General features: G+C 57.8%; 14 protein-coding genes and 1 tRNA gene. 11 read left to right on the forward strand and 4 right to left on the reverse strand.

Features of this window, described 5'->3' with window-relative positions; all coding sequences use genetic code 11:
• Positions 1-170: 170 nt before the first annotated feature.
• Positions 171-1,043 (reverse strand): ATP-binding protein, encoded by an 873-nt coding sequence (locus tag ASF29_RS04670; protein WP_062449069.1) that lies wholly within the window; start codon positions 1,041-1,043, stop codon positions 171-173.
• A 232-nt stretch (positions 1,044-1,275) separates the two neighbouring features.
• On the opposite strand from ASF29_RS04670, the gene yajC reads away from it, so the two are divergent.
• The 5 genes from yajC (at position 1,276) to ASF29_RS04695 (ending at position 6,152) form a co-directional block, all read left to right on the forward strand.
• Positions 1,276-1,632 (forward strand): preprotein translocase subunit YajC, encoded by a 357-nt coding sequence (gene yajC / locus ASF29_RS04675; RefSeq protein WP_062449071.1) that lies wholly within the window; start codon positions 1,276-1,278, stop codon positions 1,630-1,632.
• A 77-nt stretch (positions 1,633-1,709) separates the two neighbouring features.
• Complete coding sequence (gene secDF / locus ASF29_RS04680) at positions 1,710-4,274, forward strand: protein translocase subunit SecDF (protein WP_062449073.1); 2,565 nt, start codon at positions 1,710-1,712, stop codon at positions 4,272-4,274.
• The gene (locus ASF29_RS04685) at positions 4,274-4,666 is read left to right on the forward strand and encodes an Mth938-like domain-containing protein (RefSeq protein ID WP_062449075.1); all 393 of its coding nucleotides are present in this window, start codon (positions 4,274-4,276) and stop codon (positions 4,664-4,666) included. Before secDF ends, ASF29_RS04685 begins: the two co-directional genes overlap by 1 nt.
• Before the next feature lie 14 nt (positions 4,667-4,680).
• Positions 4,681-5,529, forward strand: a complete 849-nt coding sequence (locus ASF29_RS04690; RefSeq protein WP_062449077.1) for a phytoene/squalene synthase family protein — start codon at positions 4,681-4,683, stop codon at positions 5,527-5,529.
• A 125-nt stretch (positions 5,530-5,654) separates the two neighbouring features.
• A complete protein-coding gene (locus ASF29_RS04695) occupies positions 5,655-6,152 on the forward strand; it encodes a hypothetical protein (RefSeq protein ID WP_244473490.1) in 498 nt (165 codons plus the stop codon).
• On the opposite strand, the gene trmFO is transcribed toward ASF29_RS04695, so the two are convergent.
• Positions 6,101-7,573, reverse strand: a complete 1,473-nt coding sequence (gene trmFO / locus ASF29_RS04700; protein WP_062449079.1) for a methylenetetrahydrofolate--tRNA-(uracil(54)-C(5))-methyltransferase (FADH(2)-oxidizing) TrmFO — start codon at positions 7,571-7,573, stop codon at positions 6,101-6,103. The two genes, ASF29_RS04695 and trmFO, sit on opposite strands and share 52 nt — an antisense overlap.
• A 526-nt stretch (positions 7,574-8,099) precedes the next feature.
• On the opposite strand from trmFO, the gene ASF29_RS04705 reads away from it, so the two are divergent.
• Both ASF29_RS04705 and exoR read left to right on the forward strand, forming a co-directional pair.
• A complete protein-coding gene (locus tag ASF29_RS04705) occupies positions 8,100-9,326 on the forward strand; it encodes an outer membrane protein transport protein (RefSeq protein WP_062449081.1) in 1,227 nt (408 codons plus the stop codon).
• Between the two features lie 540 nt (positions 9,327-9,866).
• On the forward strand, positions 9,867-10,661 hold the full coding sequence (exoR, locus tag ASF29_RS04710) for an exopolysaccharide production regulator ExoR (RefSeq protein ID WP_062449083.1): 795 nt from the start codon (positions 9,867-9,869) through the stop codon (positions 10,659-10,661).
• A 400-nt stretch (positions 10,662-11,061) separates the two neighbouring features.
• Here the strand turns inward: exoR and ASF29_RS04715 are convergent, their stop codons facing one another.
• Both ASF29_RS04715 and ASF29_RS04720 read right to left on the reverse strand, forming a co-directional pair.
• Complete coding sequence (locus tag ASF29_RS04715) at positions 11,062-13,575, reverse strand: FAD-dependent oxidoreductase (RefSeq protein WP_062449085.1); 2,514 nt, start codon at positions 13,573-13,575, stop codon at positions 11,062-11,064.
• A gap of 166 nt (positions 13,576-13,741) precedes the next feature.
• A complete protein-coding gene (locus ASF29_RS04720; RefSeq protein WP_062449087.1) occupies positions 13,742-16,339 on the reverse strand; it encodes a mechanosensitive ion channel family protein in 2,598 nt (865 codons plus the stop codon).
• A gap of 124 nt (positions 16,340-16,463) precedes the next feature.
• Here ASF29_RS04720 and ASF29_RS04725 point away from each other — a divergent pair, with 124 nt between their 5' ends.
• From ASF29_RS04725 to ASF29_RS04740, 4 genes are all read left to right on the forward strand, one after another.
• A complete protein-coding gene (locus ASF29_RS04725) occupies positions 16,464-16,718 on the forward strand; it encodes a GlsB/YeaQ/YmgE family stress response membrane protein (RefSeq protein ID WP_062449089.1) in 255 nt (84 codons plus the stop codon).
• 160 nt (positions 16,719-16,878) lie between these two features.
• Positions 16,879-16,954 (forward strand) — tRNA-Lys (locus ASF29_RS04730).
• 141 nt (positions 16,955-17,095) lie between these two features.
• Positions 17,096-17,329: a hypothetical protein gene (locus ASF29_RS04735; protein ID WP_062449090.1), complete on the forward strand. Its 234-nt coding sequence runs from the start codon at positions 17,096-17,098 to the stop codon at positions 17,327-17,329.
• Between the two features lie 204 nt (positions 17,330-17,533).
• Positions 17,534-17,746, forward strand: coding sequence for a hypothetical protein (locus ASF29_RS04740; RefSeq protein WP_062449367.1), 213 nt, complete (start codon positions 17,534-17,536; stop codon positions 17,744-17,746).
• Positions 17,747-17,906: the final 160 nt, after the last annotated feature.

The raw sequence follows: 17,906 nt of genomic DNA on the forward strand, positions 1-17,906 counted from the left end.
TAACACACGCGGGCTCGCGTTGTGCCACTGAAACGGGCAGAATATGCCTTTGTTCCGCGCTAAAACAGGAAAATCTAATTGTTTTATCAGGCGATTCTCGACTTATGATATTTCAATAAATTCAACTCCTTGTGGATATTTATTGAAATAATGCCAGAGCGCGAAAAAGCTTAGCGCGCAATGGGTTTTCTGAGCCGTCCGGCGGCGTCCTGAATATATTGCCAGGCCACGCGACCGGAGCGTCCGCCACGGGTCGTCGCCCATTCCAGTGCCTCATGGTGCAGCGTCTCGCGCGACAGGCCAAGGTCGAAATAATCGGCATAGCCGTCGATCATCGTCAGATAGTCATCCTGGCTGCATTTGTGGAAGCCGAGCCACAGGCCGAAGCGGTCCGAGAGCGACACCTTCTCTTCCACCGCTTCAGACGGGTTGATGGCTGTCGATTGCTCGTTTTCCATCATATGACGCGGTAGCAGGTGACGGCGGTTGGAGGTGGCGTAGAAGAGGACATTGTCCGGACGCCCCTCGATACCGCCATCCAGCGCAGCCTTGAGCGACTTGTAGGCCGTGTCGTCGTGGTCGAAGGAAAGATCGTCGCAGAACAGGATGACACGTTCATTCGCCGTCTTGAGGAGATCGAGGAGGGCGGGCAGGGTGTGGATATCTTCGCGGTGGACTTCAACGAGCTTCAAGGACGCGCCTGTTGCGGCGCGCACGTCTTCGTGAACAGCTTTGACCAGCGAGGATTTACCCATGCCCCGCGCACCCCACAAAAGCACGTTATTGGCGGCAAACCCCTCGGCGAAACGCAAGGTGTTTTCGTGGAGGATATCGCGAACATGGTCGACGCCGCGAATGAGCTGAAGAGCGATGCGATTGGGCCGGGGAACGGGCTGAAGCCAGCTGTTGGCGGGAGCCCAGACGAAGCAATCGGCGCTATTCCAGTCGGTTTCAATGGGCGCGGGCCCGGCGATCCGTTCCAGCGCATCCGCCAGACGGCGAACTTCGGCAAGCAGTGCCCTGTTGGTGTCTTCCGGCGTCATCGTGATGTCTCCCTGCAATCGATCCTGTGCGTGCCGGTTGCGTGAAGGCGGCACAACAGTAGATTTTCTGCGGGGTAGCATGGCGTTTATCGCCTTGAAAGGTTATGAGGCGTGGAAACGGTACGGCGTCATGTCTGTGTCTGTTGCATTCTAGGGGATCGCAACTATATTCCGGCGGCTTGAAAAGCCGGCCAGTGGCTAAGACTGCGCCCGATAATCTGAGGAGTTCTTTATGTTCATTAGCCAAGCTTTTGCCCAGGATGCGGCAGGCGCACCATCTGCATTCGGGTCTGGCCTTGAAATGCTTTTCCTGTTCGCACCGCTCATGGTGGTCTGGTACTTCTTCCTGATCCGCCCACAGCGCGCACAGTTGAAGAAGCGTCAGGAAACGCTGACGGCCATTCGTCGCGGCGACCAGGTCGTTCTGGGCGGCGGCATCGTCGGCAAGGTGACCAAGGTCATCGACGACAATGAGCTGGAAGTTGAAATCTCTGAAGGCGTCAAGGTTCGCGCATCGCGCAGCTACATCGCCGAAGTCCGCGTCAAGGGCGAGCCGGTGAAGACCGAAGCGCCGGCAAACGCCAAGTAACTGACGCGACGCACCCAACAAGCAGGTTGCGGCATTCGCAGCCTGGGTTCTGACACCCAACCCTGACCGAGACCTCAATGCTTCATTTTTCCCGCTGGAAAACAGCCTTCATCTGGCTGGCCGTGCTGATAAGCGTGTTCATCGCTTCTCCAAACCTGTTTACCGACAAGCAGCTGGAAGGCATGCCGGACTGGTACAAGCATAATAAGGTGACACTGGGTCTCGACCTTCAGGGTGGCTCCCACATCATGCTCAAGATCGAGCGCTCCGACATCGTGAAGGAGCGTCTCGAGACCATCGTGGGCGATGTAAGAACCCAGCTGCGTGATGCCAACATCAAGTATTCCGGCCTTGCCGGCAACGGCCAGCAGGTGCAGGTCCGCATCAGCGATCCCGCGCAATACGAGGCTGCCAAGACCGCTTTGCGCGACGTGACGCAGCCCGTATCGTCTGGCACGCTGGTCGGCACATCGGTCACGGAAGTGACGATGAGCGACGGTGGCGACAACCTGCTGCGCCTCAACCTGACGGATGAGGGCATCAATTACCGCCTGTCGTCCGCCGTATCGCAGTCCATCGAAGTGGTTCGCCGCCGCGTGGACGAAGTTGGTACGACCGAGCCGCTGATCCAGCGTCAGGGTTCCGACCGCATCATCGTGCAGGTTCCGGGCCTTCAGGACCCACAGCGTCTGAAGTCGCTGCTGAACCAGACAGCAAAGCTTTCCTTCCGCATGGTCGATACCTCGATGCCCGTCCAGGAAGCGCTGAACGGCCGTCCGCCAGCCACATCCGAAATTCTCTACTCGCAGGACGATCCACCGGTTCCTTACCTTGTGGAGCGTCGTGCGCTGGTTTCCGGCGACAACCTTGTCGACTCGCAGGCGAGCTTCAATCAGCAGACCAACGAACCGGTAGTGACCTTCCGTTTCGACAGCCGTGGTGCGCAGCGCTTCGCGCAGGCGACCCAGCAGAATGTCGGCAGGCCATTTGCCATCGTACTCGACAATCAGGTGATTTCCGCGCCCGTCATTCGTGAGCCGATCATCGGCGGTTCGGGCCAGATTTCCGGCAACTTCACGGTTCAGGGCGCAAACGACCTTGCCGTGCTGCTGCGTGCCGGTGCCCTTCCTGCTACGCTGACTGTCGTCGAAGAACGCACGGTTGGCCCAAGCCTCGGTAGCGATTCGATCAATGCCGGTCTCATGGCCAGCGCCATCGGTGCCATTGGCGTCGTGATCTTCATGTTCGTTTTCTACGGCTTCTTCGGCCTGCTGGCGAATATCGCGCTCGTCGTCAACATTGTCATGCTTCTGGCGGTGCTCAGTATCATCGGATCGACGCTTACGCTCCCCGGTATTGCCGGTATCGTTCTGACCATCGGCATGGCCGTTGATTCGAACGTGCTGATCTATGAGCGTATTCGAGAAGAAGTGAAAAGCGGCAAGCCGTTGATTTCATCGCTTGAGAACGGCTTTACCCGCGCCTTTGCGACCATCATCGATGCCAACCTGACGACGCTGATCGTTGCCAGCGTGCTGTTCTACATGGGTACGGGCCCGGTCAAGGGCTTTGCCGTGACGCTGGCCGTCGGTATCGTCACCACCGTCTTTACCGCTTACACGCTGACGGCGTGGCTGTTCGGCGTGTGGGTTCGCCGCAGCCGTCCGAAGCATTTGCCCAAGGGTATCCGTACCGCCATGTTCGACGGCAAGGATATTCCCTTCATGCGCTATCGCCGGCTCGTCTTCATCATTACCGGTGCGGTCATGCTGACCTGCGTTGCCGGTTTCGTGACGAAGGGCCTGAACCTGGGCATCGACTTCCAGGGCGGCTCGGTCATCGAAGTCAAGGCCAAGCAGGGCGATGCCGATATCGCCGATATCCGTGAGAAGCTGAGCCAGTTGAACCTCGGTGAAATCCAGGCGCAGGGCTTCGGCACGCCGCAGGATGTTCTCATCCGTATTCAGGCGCAGGAAGGCGGCGAGAATGCCGAGCAATCCGCGATCACGCTTGTTCGTGGCGAGCTTGAAGACAAATACGAGTTCCGCCGCGTGGAAGTCGTCGGTCCTGCCGTTTCCGGCGACCTGACCTTCACATCGACGATCGGCATCCTGCTCGCCATGGTCGCCATCATGGGCTACATCTGGGTGCGCTTCGAGTGGCAGTTCGCGCTGGGCGCCATCATTTCGATGGTCCACGACGTGGTCTTCACCATCGGTCTCTTCGTGTTCCTAGGCATCGAGTTCAACCTCACCAGTATCGCCGCGATCCTGACGATTATCGGCTATTCGCTGAACGACACGGTCGTCATCTACGACCGAATTCGTGAAAACCTGCGGCGTTACAAGAAGATGCCGCTGTCGATGATCATCGACATTTCGCTGAACCAGACATTGTCGCGCACGATCCTGACAGGTCTGACGGTGATGCTGGCGCTGCTGTCGCTCTACCTCTTCGGCGGCGAGGTTATCCGGTCCTTCACCTTCGCCATGCTGTTCGGCGTCGGTATCGGCGTGTTCTCCTCGGTCTATATCGCAGCCCCCGTTCTCATCGCCTTCAAGCTGCGTCCGGGCGGCAACGACCCTGAAGACGAAAAGGCCGAGGGCAAGACCAACGCCATTGGCGGCAAGCCGGCCGTCTGATGGCGGGTGGTATAGAAATACGCCCGGCCCATTTTCCTGGCCGGGCGCCCATCGATGCCTATGGCAATGGCGGGTTCCGCTTTGCCGATATGTCTCATCGCGGTTCGATCCTGTGCCTGCCATCGGGCATTCACGGATGGAGCGTCGATGATCCGGCCAGACTGACCGCGGATGATTTCTCCAGGGTCATAGAGCAGGCCGGAGAGATCGAAGTGCTGCTGGTGGGTATGGGCGACACGATGCGCGTTTTGCCACGGGAACTGAAGCTGGCCTTGAAGGAGGCCGGAATTTCCGTCGACCCGATGAGCACGGGGGCCGCCGTGCGCACCTACAACATCATGCTTTCGGAAGCACGCGCCGTTGCAGCAGCCCTGATTGCCGTTGAAGGCTGAAAGAGCAGACAGTCATGACCGAGCCTTTGGCAGACAGTGACGCATGCCTGACGATGTTGCGTGATCTTGATCGCGACCGTTATCTCGCATGTCTGCTTTCACCGGAAGACAGACGCCCTGCGCTGGCCGCTCTCTATGCGTTCAACGCCGAGATTGCACGCATTCGCGATCTGGTGCGTGACCCGTTGCCCGGCGAAGTGCGTATGCAGTGGTGGCGCGATTTTCTGGAGGGTACGTCGCACGGCGACAGCCTTGCCAACCCGGTGGCAGCGGCTCTGCTGAGCGCCATCGAGACGCATAATCTGCCGCGCAAGACGCTGATCGACATGATCGAGGCACGAATTTTCGATCTCTATGACGACCCCTTTGAAAATCGCAACGCGCTGGAAGGCTATGCCGGGGAAACGGCGTCAGCGCTGATCCAGTTGTGCAGCCTTGTGCTGTCTCCTTCAGACGCGGCGGCAAGCGCGCAGGCTGCCGGTCACGCGGGCGTGGCGCAGGCCATGGCGGGCATGCTTCTTCTGGCACCGCTGCACCGGCGGCGCGGTCAGGTCTATATTCCGCTCGACATTCTCTCTGCGGCAGGGCTGGATCGCGAGACGTTTCTGGAAGGCACGGATGCGACGCGCATCGGTGCTGCCCTGGAAATATTCTGCGCCCACGCGCAAGACCATCTGGAAAAGGCGCGCAAGGCACCGATATCCAAGACCGTGTTTCCGGCCTATATCCCCGTTGCCTTGACCGGCAAGGTCATCGCCAATGCCCGCAAGGCGGGGGCAGGGCTGTTCGAGCAGGACATCCAGCCATCCATGCTTCGTCGCCAGTGGCTGCTGGGCAAGGCGTCGTTCCTGCGACGGTTCTAGGTTTCCCATTTCACGGGGAAACGCTCCGGGCCGCTCAATATTCGCGCAAGGCTCGCTGGCTATGAAGCTCAGACGATGATGAGATATTTTCCCGCCACCAAGAACAGCCGCACGGAGCAACGTCGATGGACCCTTTGATCTGGATCGTCATTCTCGTTCCGCTGGGCTTTCTGGGCATGTATTTCTGGCGCATGAAGCGCGATACCAGCGATGATGACCGGTATGATACTGGCCAGGCCATTCTCGATTTCTCCCGCGCCTTTCCGACCGAAGCCATTCGCAGCCTGCACACGACGGCAGACGGCATGGCCGTCTTCGTGCGGCTGCACGACAACAAGGCCGGTTTCATGCGCAATATGGGCAAGCACCATGCCTGCATGATGCTGGACCCGGAGCAGATTCGCATCGAGCAGTTGGAGACGGGCGACGGTTTCGTCGTCACCTTTGCCGACGCACCGAAATATAGCGGTGCATACCGGTTCAAATCGGCAGGCGAGGCGGCGGAAGTCTCGTTATGGCTGCTCGGCAGCTATCTGGAAGCCGCCGAAAACCATCCCGACATCGAGGACGATCAGGTAGCGGAAGCGCCAGCCTCCACGCCTTCGCCATCCTCTTCGACCTGAGCAAAGACAGGAGCGGGAACGCCAAGCCAGGCCGCGCAATCATTGAGCGCGCGCACGGCCGTCAACTGTCGCTTCATGACTGTCTTGTCCTTGCCGCGGAACCGCTTGACGCCTTCGGGCTTGACGATGGAACCCGGCGCAAGCTCGGGGAACAGCCCGAAATTGATATTCATCGGCTGGAAGGAGCGTTTTCCCTGCTCCTCATCCGTCGAGAGATGACCGCCGGTGATGTGATTGAGCAGCGAACCGAGTGCCGTCGTGGCCGGTGGCAGGCTGACAGCTTCGCCCTTGCGCTCGGCTGTTGCAAAGCGGCCTGTGAGCAGGCCGATGGAGGCGCTTTCCACATAGCCCTCGCAGCCGGTGATCTGCCCCGCAAAGCGCACGGACGGGCGCGATTTGAGACGTAGAGACGGATCGAGCAGGCGCGGTGAATCGATATAGGTGTTGCGGTGCAGGCCGCCGAGCCGTGCGAATTCGGCATTTTCCAGACCGGGAATCATGCGGAAAATATCCGCCTGCGTGCCGTATTTCAGTTTCGTCTGAAAGCCGACCATGTTGTAGAGCGTGCCAAGCGCGTTATCCTGCCGTAGCTGCACGACGGCATAGGCCTTGACGGTGGGGTTATGGGCATTGGTGAGGCCCATGGGTTTCATGGGGCCATGGCGCAGTGTTTCGCGCCCGCGCTCGGCCATGATTTCAATCGGCAGGCAGCCATCGAAATAGGGCGTGCCTTCCCATTCCTTGAAGCCGACGGTATCGCCCGCCACGAGCGCATCGATGAAGGCGTTGTACTGTGCTTCATCCATCGGGCAGTTGATGTAATCCTTGCCGTTGCCACCGGGGCCGACCTTGTCGTAGCGCGACTGGTACCAGCAGATATCCATGTTGATGCTGTCGCGGTGAATGATGGGGGCGATGGCATCGAAGAAGGCCAGCGCATCCTCGCCCGTTTCCGCCTGAATGGCGGCGGCAAGGTCCGGCGAGGTGAGCGGGCCAGTCGCGATGATGGTGTTGTCCCATTCCTTCGGCGGCAGACCGGAAATTTCCTCGCGCTGGATGGTGATCAGCGGGTGTGCTTCGAGCGCTTGCGTGACAGCGTGTGAAAATCCGTCACGGTCAACAGCCAGCGCGCTTCCCGCCGGTACCTTGTGCCTGTCGGCGCAGGCCATGATCAGCGAGCCGGCAAGGCGCATCTCTGCGTGAATGACGCCGACGGCATTGGCCGTTGCATCATCGGAGCGGAAAGAGTTGGAGCACACGAGCTCCGCAAGAGAATCCCCCTTATGCGCATCCGTGCCGCGCACGCCGCGCATCTCGTGCAGGATGACGGGAACACCGGCCTCGGCAATCTGCCAGGCCGCTTCCGAACCGGCCAGACCGCCGCCGATGACATGAATGGGGGAATAAGTCTTGTCTTGCATCGCGCACCCGCACCGCCATGCAGCACGACGTGCGTTCCGGCGGACATGTTCGTGTGATTGGATAGCCTGCCGTTCGGGAGGCAATTTTGCCGATGCAGTATCACGGGCCGCGTGTGACGCCAAACTTTTTCGATGTGCGGGGCAGTTGGGTGCCGTGTAGCGAGCAGTCTGGGAACTCGGTCTCCAATCGATCACACGAGAATCGCTTCACAATCTTAGAGAATTGCGCCCCCTTTATGCGACCTTTGGGCGAAGTAGACCATATCAAGGCTTTTCGAGGTGAAAACTATGGCTGTTGTGACACAGTCACACGCTGGGACAGTGATGGGATATTATTTCAGATAATGGGAGATAATCCAAAGTAATTAGAAAAAATGAGCAATATTTTGCTCATATGTTTTTTTGTTGGGCATTTTACGTAAATTATTTTTGCAGTGCAAAATGGCTTCCGGCACTTGCGGCAGATTGTCTTTTTTTTCAAACCACGGCACGGTCTCACCATAGGTTGCCTTGATTGGGGAGAGACATGGCATACACGTTTATGAGAGCAGCGACCCTTGGCCTTTTTGGCGCTTGTGCGGCGGTCACCGCAGTACAGGCTGGCGGTTTTGCGCGCGGTGAAGCTGACACTGAGATCCTTTACGAAGATGGAAGTGTCGCTGCCCGCGGCGGTATAATCTATGTTATTCCGAAGCGTGGATATGCGACTATCAATGGCGCCACCGGCACGGATGATGATTATTCTAAGAACTATGCGATTCCATCGTTCTCTGCGAAGGCGCGCATTTCGGAAAATCTCTCCTGTGCTTTCACCTACACCCAGCCATTTGGCGCAAAGTCGGAGTATGGTACGCAGGCTCAGACAGCCGATAGAGCAGCTGACGCATTGCCGCCGCTTCTAGTGGCGCTAGGCGTAACTGGTAACGCAGTCATTAAATCTAAGTTTGACACTAATGAATATGGTGGAACCTGCGCAGTCAATTTTGACGTCGGACCAGGCCAAATGTATTTCATTGGCGGTGGGTTTGTGGAATCATTTGATTACACAGAAGTGAAAGACTTTGGCTCGCTAAATCTCAAAGATTCATCTGCAGGCGGTTACAGGGTAGGTGCGGCGTATACAATTCCAGAATACGCGCTTCGCGCGGAACTGCTGTACCGTTCGCAGGTAGATCATGACGTCTCTGGCATTTTCAGGCCTAGCGCGGCAATCACTTCAGTGCTGGGCGGACTGGGTATTGCTGTCCCTAGTCAGATGAGCGCGACCGGCTCGGGTTCTCTTCCTCAATCACTAGAACTGAACCTACAAAGTGGTATTGCTCCGGGTTGGCTTGCCTTCGGGTCTGTAAAATGGACCGATTGGAGCGTGTTGCAAACGCTTAATTATAGCATTCCCGCAATCGCTGTTGTTACGGGCGGCGCGTTGCCAGCTAATCAACAAAAGAACTTCTTCTGGAAAGACGGCTGGACCATTTCCGGCGGTGTCGGACACAGCTTCAATGATAACGTTTCTGGTGCTGTTACGCTTACTTGGGATAAGGGCGTAGGAACCGGCGCAGATATTATGAGTGACGTTTGGACGCTTGGCCTCGGCTCACAGATAAAAGGGGGCCCGGGCGTTTTGCGAGTTGGGGCGGGACTCTCCTACTTGACGTCTGGAAGTCAGTCTAAGGCAAAAGGTGCAGATTTTGATGCAACTGCCAATGGCGACTGGGCCTATGCGCTTACTGCTTCTTACAAAATCGCCTTCTAATCATTTGGTATTCTTTTTATAGCGCTTGAGTCATCCCAAAAGCCGGCCCTCCAAGGCCGGGTTTTTTGTTGCCCATCGGCAATATTGTGACGATTTGGCAACATATTTATGCAACCTTCACGTAGCGTAAGAATGCCTGTCTATTTGTCCATTTCCCGCCACAAACAAGTTGCTTGTTTGTCTTCAAGGACGCGGGAAACGGAAGAATATGCGGGCTTCGAAAGAGGTTCTGTGTGAGGGGTCGAAGTGAAAACAGGTGTGGATTCAGTGTCTAAGCAAGTAAACGCCCGTAAAAGCGGCGTGTTTTTGCTCGGCACGATTATGACGGCAGTCAGACGCCGTTATATTGCCGGAAACGGCTCCTACATTTGTTCCCATGCAAAGACTGATCTACCGCCGCAGACCGTACCCGGCAGCACCCTGAAAAGTGCGGCTGGAAAGACGCAGTGTGTTCCAAAATTGCGGCCTGGTGTGAATTGGCTTTGCAGTATTGCGTGAGTATTCGCTATACGCCGGGAAGAGTGAGAGAAGTCCGTTTAAATGCTGAAATGTGACATCAACGTTTTGAAGCCCCTGTGTGCGGGACTATTGCTTGCGACGCTCGCAATGCCTGCTGCGGCTTTCGATATCAATTCCGGCGTGACCAAGGAATCCGGTCCTTTCGACCTGTTCAAATTCGGCTTCAAATCTTACAAGAGCGGCAAGAAGGACGACGCTGTCGAGGCGTATCGCTATGCGGCGGAGAAGGGCCATACCGGTTCCCGCTGGGCATTGGCCAACATGTACGCCTTTGGCGATGGTGTGGCGAAGAACGATTTCGAAGCCTTCAAGATTTACAGCGAGATTGCCAGCCAGGGCGTAGAGCCCGGTTCCGAAGATACAGGTTTCTTCGTCAATGCGCTGCTGTCTCTTGCCGACTACTATCGCCACGGCATTCCCGGTAGCCCGGTCAAGACTGATCTTTCCCAAGCGCGTCAGCTTTATTTTCAGGTTGCCTCCACCTTCGGTATCGCCGAGGCGCAGTTCGAACTGGCGCAAATGATTCTGGCGGGCGAGGGCGGTCGTGCCGATACCCAGCAGGCCAAGAAATGGCTCAACCAGGCGCGCAAGCACGGTCATGCGGGCGCGATGTCCATCTTCGGCAATCTGCTGTTTCAGGAAGGCCAGACAGTACGCGGGCTCGCTTTCATGACGGCAGCACTCGACAAGTGTTCCGCCGTCAATTGCAAGTGGATCCAGAACCTGCAGGAGCAGGCTTTCTCTGTGGCAGCAGAAGACGACCGGCGCGTGGCCATCTCACTTGCGCAAAACATCTCCGCTGGCGACGCCGACTGATCACGTCCAGCGTATTTTCGAAATTTCCTACAGTCAGAACATATCCATTACGTCATACCGCACTTGATGCGGTATCCAGTCAGCCCTAGAGCGTTTCCTTGTTAAATGGAAACGTTCTGCCGGAGCAGATTTTCGCCAGGACAAAGGCGATTGGCGAAGGGCATACCCCACGGTACGGTCGAGCCGATCGCCTTTGTCCTGGCGGAAATTTCCATTTAACAAGGAAACGCTCTAGTCCTTGGGCTGAGAGAAATTTTCTCGCCGCGCAGACGCGCGGCTGCTGGACCCCGCAGCAAGTGCGGGGTGACGGCGGATGATGAAGCGTTTCGCGCGAAGCTGGCCTCTCAGTTTAAACCGGACTGCAGTGTTGGCAAACCGGTATAACGTCGAATGCTGCGCCTCAGGCTCTCAGCATCGCGTTCTCAGGGTCAAACGGGCTCTCGACCACCACCTCGGCGTCATAGAGATCGCCGAGAATTTTGATCTTCAGCTTGGTGCCGATGGCTGCATGATCCGGAGACACCATGGCAAGCGCAATCGACTTGCCGATGCGCCAGCCGAAGCCGCCCGAGGTGGCGCGACCGACGACATTACCTGACGCGTCGTAGATGGCTTCCGAGCCGCGCGCATCGACCGTCGTGTTGCCGGAGACGACGAGGGTGGAGAAAATCCACTTCAGGCCCTGTTCCTTGCCCGCCACCACGGCGTCGCGACCGATGAACTGCTTTTCCGGCTTGATGAAGCGGTCAAGGCCGGATGTATAGGCATTATATTCGACCGAGAGTTCGCGGCCCATGTTGCGGTAGGATTTTTCCAGCGACATGGAGACCATGGCGCGGATGCCGAAAGGCTTGATGCCGAACTCTGCACCGGCCTCCATCAGCCGGTCGAAGATATAGGCCTGCATTTCGATGGGGTGGTGCAGTTCCCAGCCCAACTCACCAACGAAGTTGACGCGCAGCGCATGCGCCGTCGCGACGCCGACGGAGATTTCCTTGGCGGTGAGCCATGGGAAATCCTTGTTGTCGAGGCTGGTGCGGGTCAGCTTCTTCAGCACCTCGCGGGACTTCGGGCCGGCCAGTGCCAGCACGCCGTATTTCTGGGTGATGGGCTGGAGAATGACAGAGCCATCGGTTGGAGCAAGACGGCGCAGGACGTCATGGTCATGGTTTTCAAGACCACCGGCAGAGACGAGGTAGAAGCGGCCCGGTGCCCATTCATAGACGGTGAACTCCGCCTTCACGCCGCCATCCTTGGTCAGAAGGTGGGTCAGGGCGATGCGACCGCGCTTCTTGGGAATGGCGTTGGCGAGGATCGAGTCCAGCCAGGCGCGCGCGCCGGGGCCGGAGACCTCCATCTTGGCGAAGGCCGACATATCCAGCACGCCGACATTCTGGTTGACGTTCTTCACCTCGTTGCCGACATGCTCGAAGTAGTTGGAACGGCGGAACGACCATTTTTCAACGATACGGCCATCATCCAGTGCAGGCGCATGGTTGTGGTTGGTGATGACGTCAGCGCCGACGCCGAGTTCTTCCGGCTTCAGTTCGTAACCTTCAGGCACGAACCAGTTGGCGCGCTCCCAGCCATAGACGGAGCCGAAGACGCCGCCGAGTTTCTTGAGGCGATCATAGATCGGTGTGGTCTTCAGCGGACGGGCAGCGGCGCGCTCTTCATCCGGATAGTGCATGGTGAAGACGTTGGCATAGGCCTCCTCGTTCTTGGCGATGAGGTAGCCTTCGGTCGCGTAAGGACCGAAGCGGCGCGGATCGACACCCATGAGGTCGAGCGTCGGCTCGCCATCGACAATCCATTCCGCCAGCTGCCAGCCCGCGCCACCGGCAGCGGTGATGCCGAAGGAGTGGCCTTCGTTCAGCCAGAAATTCTTAAGACCCGGGGCAGGGCCGACAATCGGGTTGCCATCCGGCGTATAGGCGATGGCGCCATTATAGACCTTCTTGATGCCGACTTCGCCGAAGGCCGGAACGCGGGCAATGGCCGCTTCGATATGCGGCATGAGACGGTCGAGTTCTTCCTGGAACAGCTCGTATTCGCTCTGGTCCGAGGGACCATCGACGTAACAGACGGGTGCGCCGACCTCGTAAGGGCCGAGGATGAGACCGCCCGCTTCTTCGCGCATGTACCAGGCGCTGTCGGATTCACGCAGCACGCCCATTTCCGGCAGGCCCTGTTTGCGGCGTTCCAGAATATCCGGGTGCGGCTCGGTGACGATATACTGATGCTCGACCGGAATGACGGGAATATTGATGCCGACCATCTCGCCGGTCTTGCGGGCAAAGTTGCCTGTACAGGAGATGACGTGCTCGGCGATGATCTCGCCCTTGTCCGTCGTCACCTTCCAGTGACCGTTCTCAAGCTGCTCCAGCGCCGTCACGGTCGTGTTGCGGTAGATGGTGGCCCCACGGTCGCGCGCGCCCTTGGCCAGCGCCTGTGTCAGGTCTGCGGGCTGGATGTAGCCATCGTCGGGGTGCTGGATCGCGCCCAGCAGGCCATCGGTCTCACAGAGCGGCCAGACTTCCTTGACCTCTTCCGGCGTCAGCATCTTGACGTTGACGCCGATGGTTTCGGCAATGCCCGAATAATACATATATTCGTCCCAGCGGTCCTTGGTGCGTGCGAGACGAATGTTGGAGACCTTGGAGAAGCCGACATTCATGCCGGTTTCCTGCTGAAGCTCCTCGTAGAACTTCACCGAATATTTGTGGATCTGGCCGACGGAGTAGCTCATGTTGAACAGCGGCAGCAGGCCGGCTGCATGCCAGGTGGAGCCTGACGTCAACTCCTTGCGCTCGATGAGAACCGCATCGCTCCAGCCCTTCTTGGCCAGATGATAGAGCGTCGAAACACCGACAACGCCGCCACCGATTACCACCGCCCGCGCATGTGTCTTCATGATGCAAGTTCCCCTTGAGGCATATTTGCCCGCTTTGTGCGGGCTTCACCGAACCAGTTTGGGCGAGACTATGCAATGTCGCACCGTTGCTCAAACGCCTGATTACGACATGCAAAAGGCTCGCCGCGACGGCGAGCCTTTTGACGATTTTCAAGGCTTTTGAGCATCAGCCTCTGCGGTTGCGTGCAGAGGGTCTGGCCGTCTCGATTTCGGTATCCTTGGCGGCAGGTTCCGCAGGTTCGGGCTTTGGAATATCCTGCTTCGGCGCAGCTGGCGTCTGGGGCGCGACCGGCTTGTCTCCATCATCCATGAGCGCGGCCAGCGCATTGGGATTGTTGTCCGCATCGACGTGAATGTTCAGATTACGCTGCTTCATAGGAATGCTGATGCCTTCCTCGTGGAACCGCTTCAAAATCTCCATACGCAGATTGTTCTTGACGGTGAGGCCGTGGCTAAGATCGGCCAGATGGAAGCGAAGTTCGAAGTCCAGTGCGAACTCTCCGAACCGCAGGAATTCCACATGCGGTTCCGGGTTGCGCAAAACCGGAGTCTGCTTCTTTACCAGTTCCAGCAGAATATCCATGACCCGCTGCGGGTCGGTGTCATAGGACACGGAAACGGGAATTTCGGCACGCTGGATGCGGTTTCTATGCGTCCAGTTGCCGACGGAGGAATTGATGAATTCCGAGTTCGGCACGATGATGGACTGGCCTCGGAAGGTTTCGATTTCCGTCGCGCGCACCGAGAGCCGCTTGACCGTGCCTTCGACGGTGCCTGTCACCACCCAGTCACCGACTTTGAAGGGTCGTTCGACCAGCAGAATAAGGCCCGACACGAAGTTCGACACGATGTTCTGCAAGCCGAAACCGATACCGACCGATAGGGCGGAGGCGACGAGTGCGAGGCTGGAGAGATCGAGACCCGCAGACGAAATGCCGAAGATGGCCGCAACGACCACGCCGAGATAGCCGATGCCCGTGCCGACAGAGTTGCGCACGCCCGCATCCACCTGACCGCGCGCCATGACGTTTCTGTCCAGCCACTTCTGGAACCAGCGAGTGACCGCATAGCCGATAACGAAGACGAGAATGCCGGTGATGATGCTGATAAGCGAGATGGAGGTCTTGCCGATGGAAAAACCCGTCAGCAGGCGATAGGCCCAGCTCTCGATATCGCGGGGCTGGAAGCCCCAGGAAAACAGCACCAGCGGAACGCCGAAGGCAAGGGCGGCGCAGTAGATGCCGAGACCCGCGCCGAGACCGGCTTGGTCCAGCGGGACGGGTCCCAGGCCAAACCGTCGGCCCAGATAACGCCCCACGAGTGTTTCAGCGAAAATGCCCTGCTTGGAAATGGCGCGGCCTGAGAGTATGCCGATATACATGGTTGCCAAGACCGCCCCGGTCGACACGATCTGCGTTGCGAGAAACCGGGCCAGCCCGACATAGCCGGTGAGACACGCGCCGATCAACAGCAGACCGCCGACACGCAGCAGGATCGAAAGCCAGCGCGGCATGGCCTTGTCACGACCATCTCCTTCCAAATCCGTGCTTGCCAGTGGCTTCACGAAAGACAGGGCAAAGAGAATGATGCCGATGATGATGGAGGCAACGAAGCTCTTGGCAACGGTCAGAATCAGCGGTGAATTCAGCGTCTCGCTGATGGTGCTGAAGAGGTAGTCGAGGCCGTTGACCAGCGCCATGATGAGCATGGCCGACGAGATGATATGCGCGCCGCGTGTTGAAACCTTCAACAGGCGCCATTCCGGCTGCGTTGGCGCAAAGATCGCATAGGTCAGTCGCGATACGAAATAAACGAAGGCTATGACGGACATCGCGACGAAAACGATCGGTTCGATGTCGGGGCGCAAAACGCCGAAATTATCGAGCAGAAATGCCGAGACCGACATGAACAGAAACACGGACATGGACTGAACGGTGGTCGACCAGAAGGCCACCGACAGACGTCGCAGATAGGACGGCTCACCGGAAAAGGCGCGCCGGTCCATCCGGTGCCCCAGCAGGCGATAACCGCCCACCATGAACAGCAATGCCGCCATGACGGACAGGCTCACCGCGCCGAACATCGACACGCGCTTGTAATTCCAAACGAAGATCGCCCAGCCGGTGAGCGAGCTGCTGAGGGACGTGATTTCGCCGACGAATTCCGTGCCTGCCTCGGCCAGAACCGGCAAAGAGATTTCCGTGCGCTTGAACAGGGTGGCGGCAAACAATGCACGGCGAATGGAGGTGATGTTGTTGGACAGCTGCGTGGCGTGTCCGGCAACCGCCTCGGCATCGCCAAGGACCGCGTTGATCTGTGATTTCTCGGAGGTCAGTCTTGTTCGCTCATCGGTCACCACGCTGGCTTCCGGCGGCTGGCCTTCCTTTGGCGGTTCGCCGAGCGAGGTGATGCGTGCGTTGATTTCATCGAGCCTGCTGCGCAGGCTGCTGACCGTACTGCTTGCGGTGCTTGCCAGATCGTCTGCCTTGCCCTTGAGATCGACAAGGCGAGGGTCCTCGTCTCGTGCCTCCTCGAGCTGCTGGCTGATCTGCGCCAGCGTGGTCTTCGATTTTTCGAGATCGGCCTTGGACTGCTCCACGATCGGCATCTGAGCGCTCGGCGCGCCCTGATCCGTGACCTGCGCGAAAGCGAAGGACCCCATCAACAGCCACACCACAGGCAACAGGAACAGGGCCGGTAACCAGCGTCGTTGCCTCATCGAAAACGTCATCAGAAATGCCCTTTTTTGCTGCGGCCGAATCATTCGATCAAAATAAACGGCACGTTTGGCGTATCAAGAACCGACCTCAGGAATAGCGCGGAACTTCTTGCCGGTCTCAACCATTACCACCACCGAATATACATTGTGCGCAAACAAGGAGAGCGTCATGGGAACTGCTGGTATTGGCTGGATCGCCGCGATCATTATTGGTGGCATAGCCGGTTGGCTCGCCGAACAGTTCATGAAGAGTAATATGGGTGTTTTCATGAACATCATTCTGGGAATCGTCGGCGCGATCGTCGCCAACGCCATTCTCGCTGTCTTTGGCATCGTGCTGACAGGCTGGATCGGCTACCTCATCGCCGGTTTCATTGGTGCCTGTATTCTGATTGCGATCGCCCGCGCGTTCCGGCGCGGGTAGGGCATTCCGCAAGCCGGGCTGAAAAGCCCGGTTTTGCTGGGGTTCGCAGTCCAGCCGAGATATTTACGACAGAAATTTCGCAGAAATGTCATTTCCGCGCTGGACAAGCCGAATTATCCTCTTTATACGGCCACTCACACCGCCAGACGGCGGCGACGGCGGGTGATTAGCTCAGTTGGTAGAGCAGCTGACTCTTAATCAGCGGGTCGTAGGTTCGAGCCCTACATCACCCACCATTTTCTCTCAATCGGTTGAAATTGTTGTGAAGTCGCCATCCGCTGTGTCGGATGTGACACGTCGCGAACCTTTTCCGATTCTTTCCGATAATATGATTTTCGGTCCGCAAAGCTGTCTCATTTGGCCGCTTAATTACGGAGATGAGAGTTTTTACCAACATTCTGATTCTGGTTGCCGGTGTTGTCGGGAGCGGTGTTGCTGCTGCCTTCACGGTAACCGTCATCGCCGAGGCAGGGGGCATGGGTTCCTGCTTTGAGGAAAGTTGCGGTTATGCGGCGTTGTTCATGGCGTTTCCGCTGACGTGGTTCATCATGTTTTCCTTCGTGTTGATGGCGATGCTGATCTGGCGACGCAAGCCGCGCCGCGATCTCTGACGGCGGACAACCCACTTGTCTGTCCACAGGCTTATCTGCCGCGTGAACTTGACACTCACACTCATATGACCGAATCTGCCGACCGCTGGGGGATTCGTTTTACTTGTACCGCCGGTCATCATAATGATGGCCAGTGATTTAAGTGTGTGAATTTACGCCATCCTGCGATCCTTGCAGGAAACGTGCGTCAGAATGGAGTGCTACATGCGCGCTTTGATCAATTCCCCGTCGCTTTCGGTCGACACCATGGATTATCAGGCTGAATGCCAGTTTGCTCTCGAGCCATCAATCAACGGCCTCATCGAAAAGGCCGAGGGTGCCGGGTGGGACCGCCAGCACGCGGTTCTTGCAATCATGGCGCTTGCCAGCGGTAAGGTTCCCGAGAGCAGCTTCACGGACGAGCCCTTGCTCTCCTGAGCATGATGTTTCGCGCCTGCCTTTTTCAGCAGGGATAAGAGAATCAAAGCCGCCTTCTGACGAGAACCTCTCCTTTCACGGTTGCCTTTAACCTTGCGAGTGGGTTCGAGACCAGGAGGCGGCTTTTTGTTTGACGCGTGTGCCGTCCGAAATAGGCCGG

Origin of the sequence: Rhizobium sp. Leaf262 (assembly GCF_001422245.1) — a bacterium.
Classification (GTDB): Bacteria; Pseudomonadota; Alphaproteobacteria; order Rhizobiales; family Rhizobiaceae; genus Agrobacterium.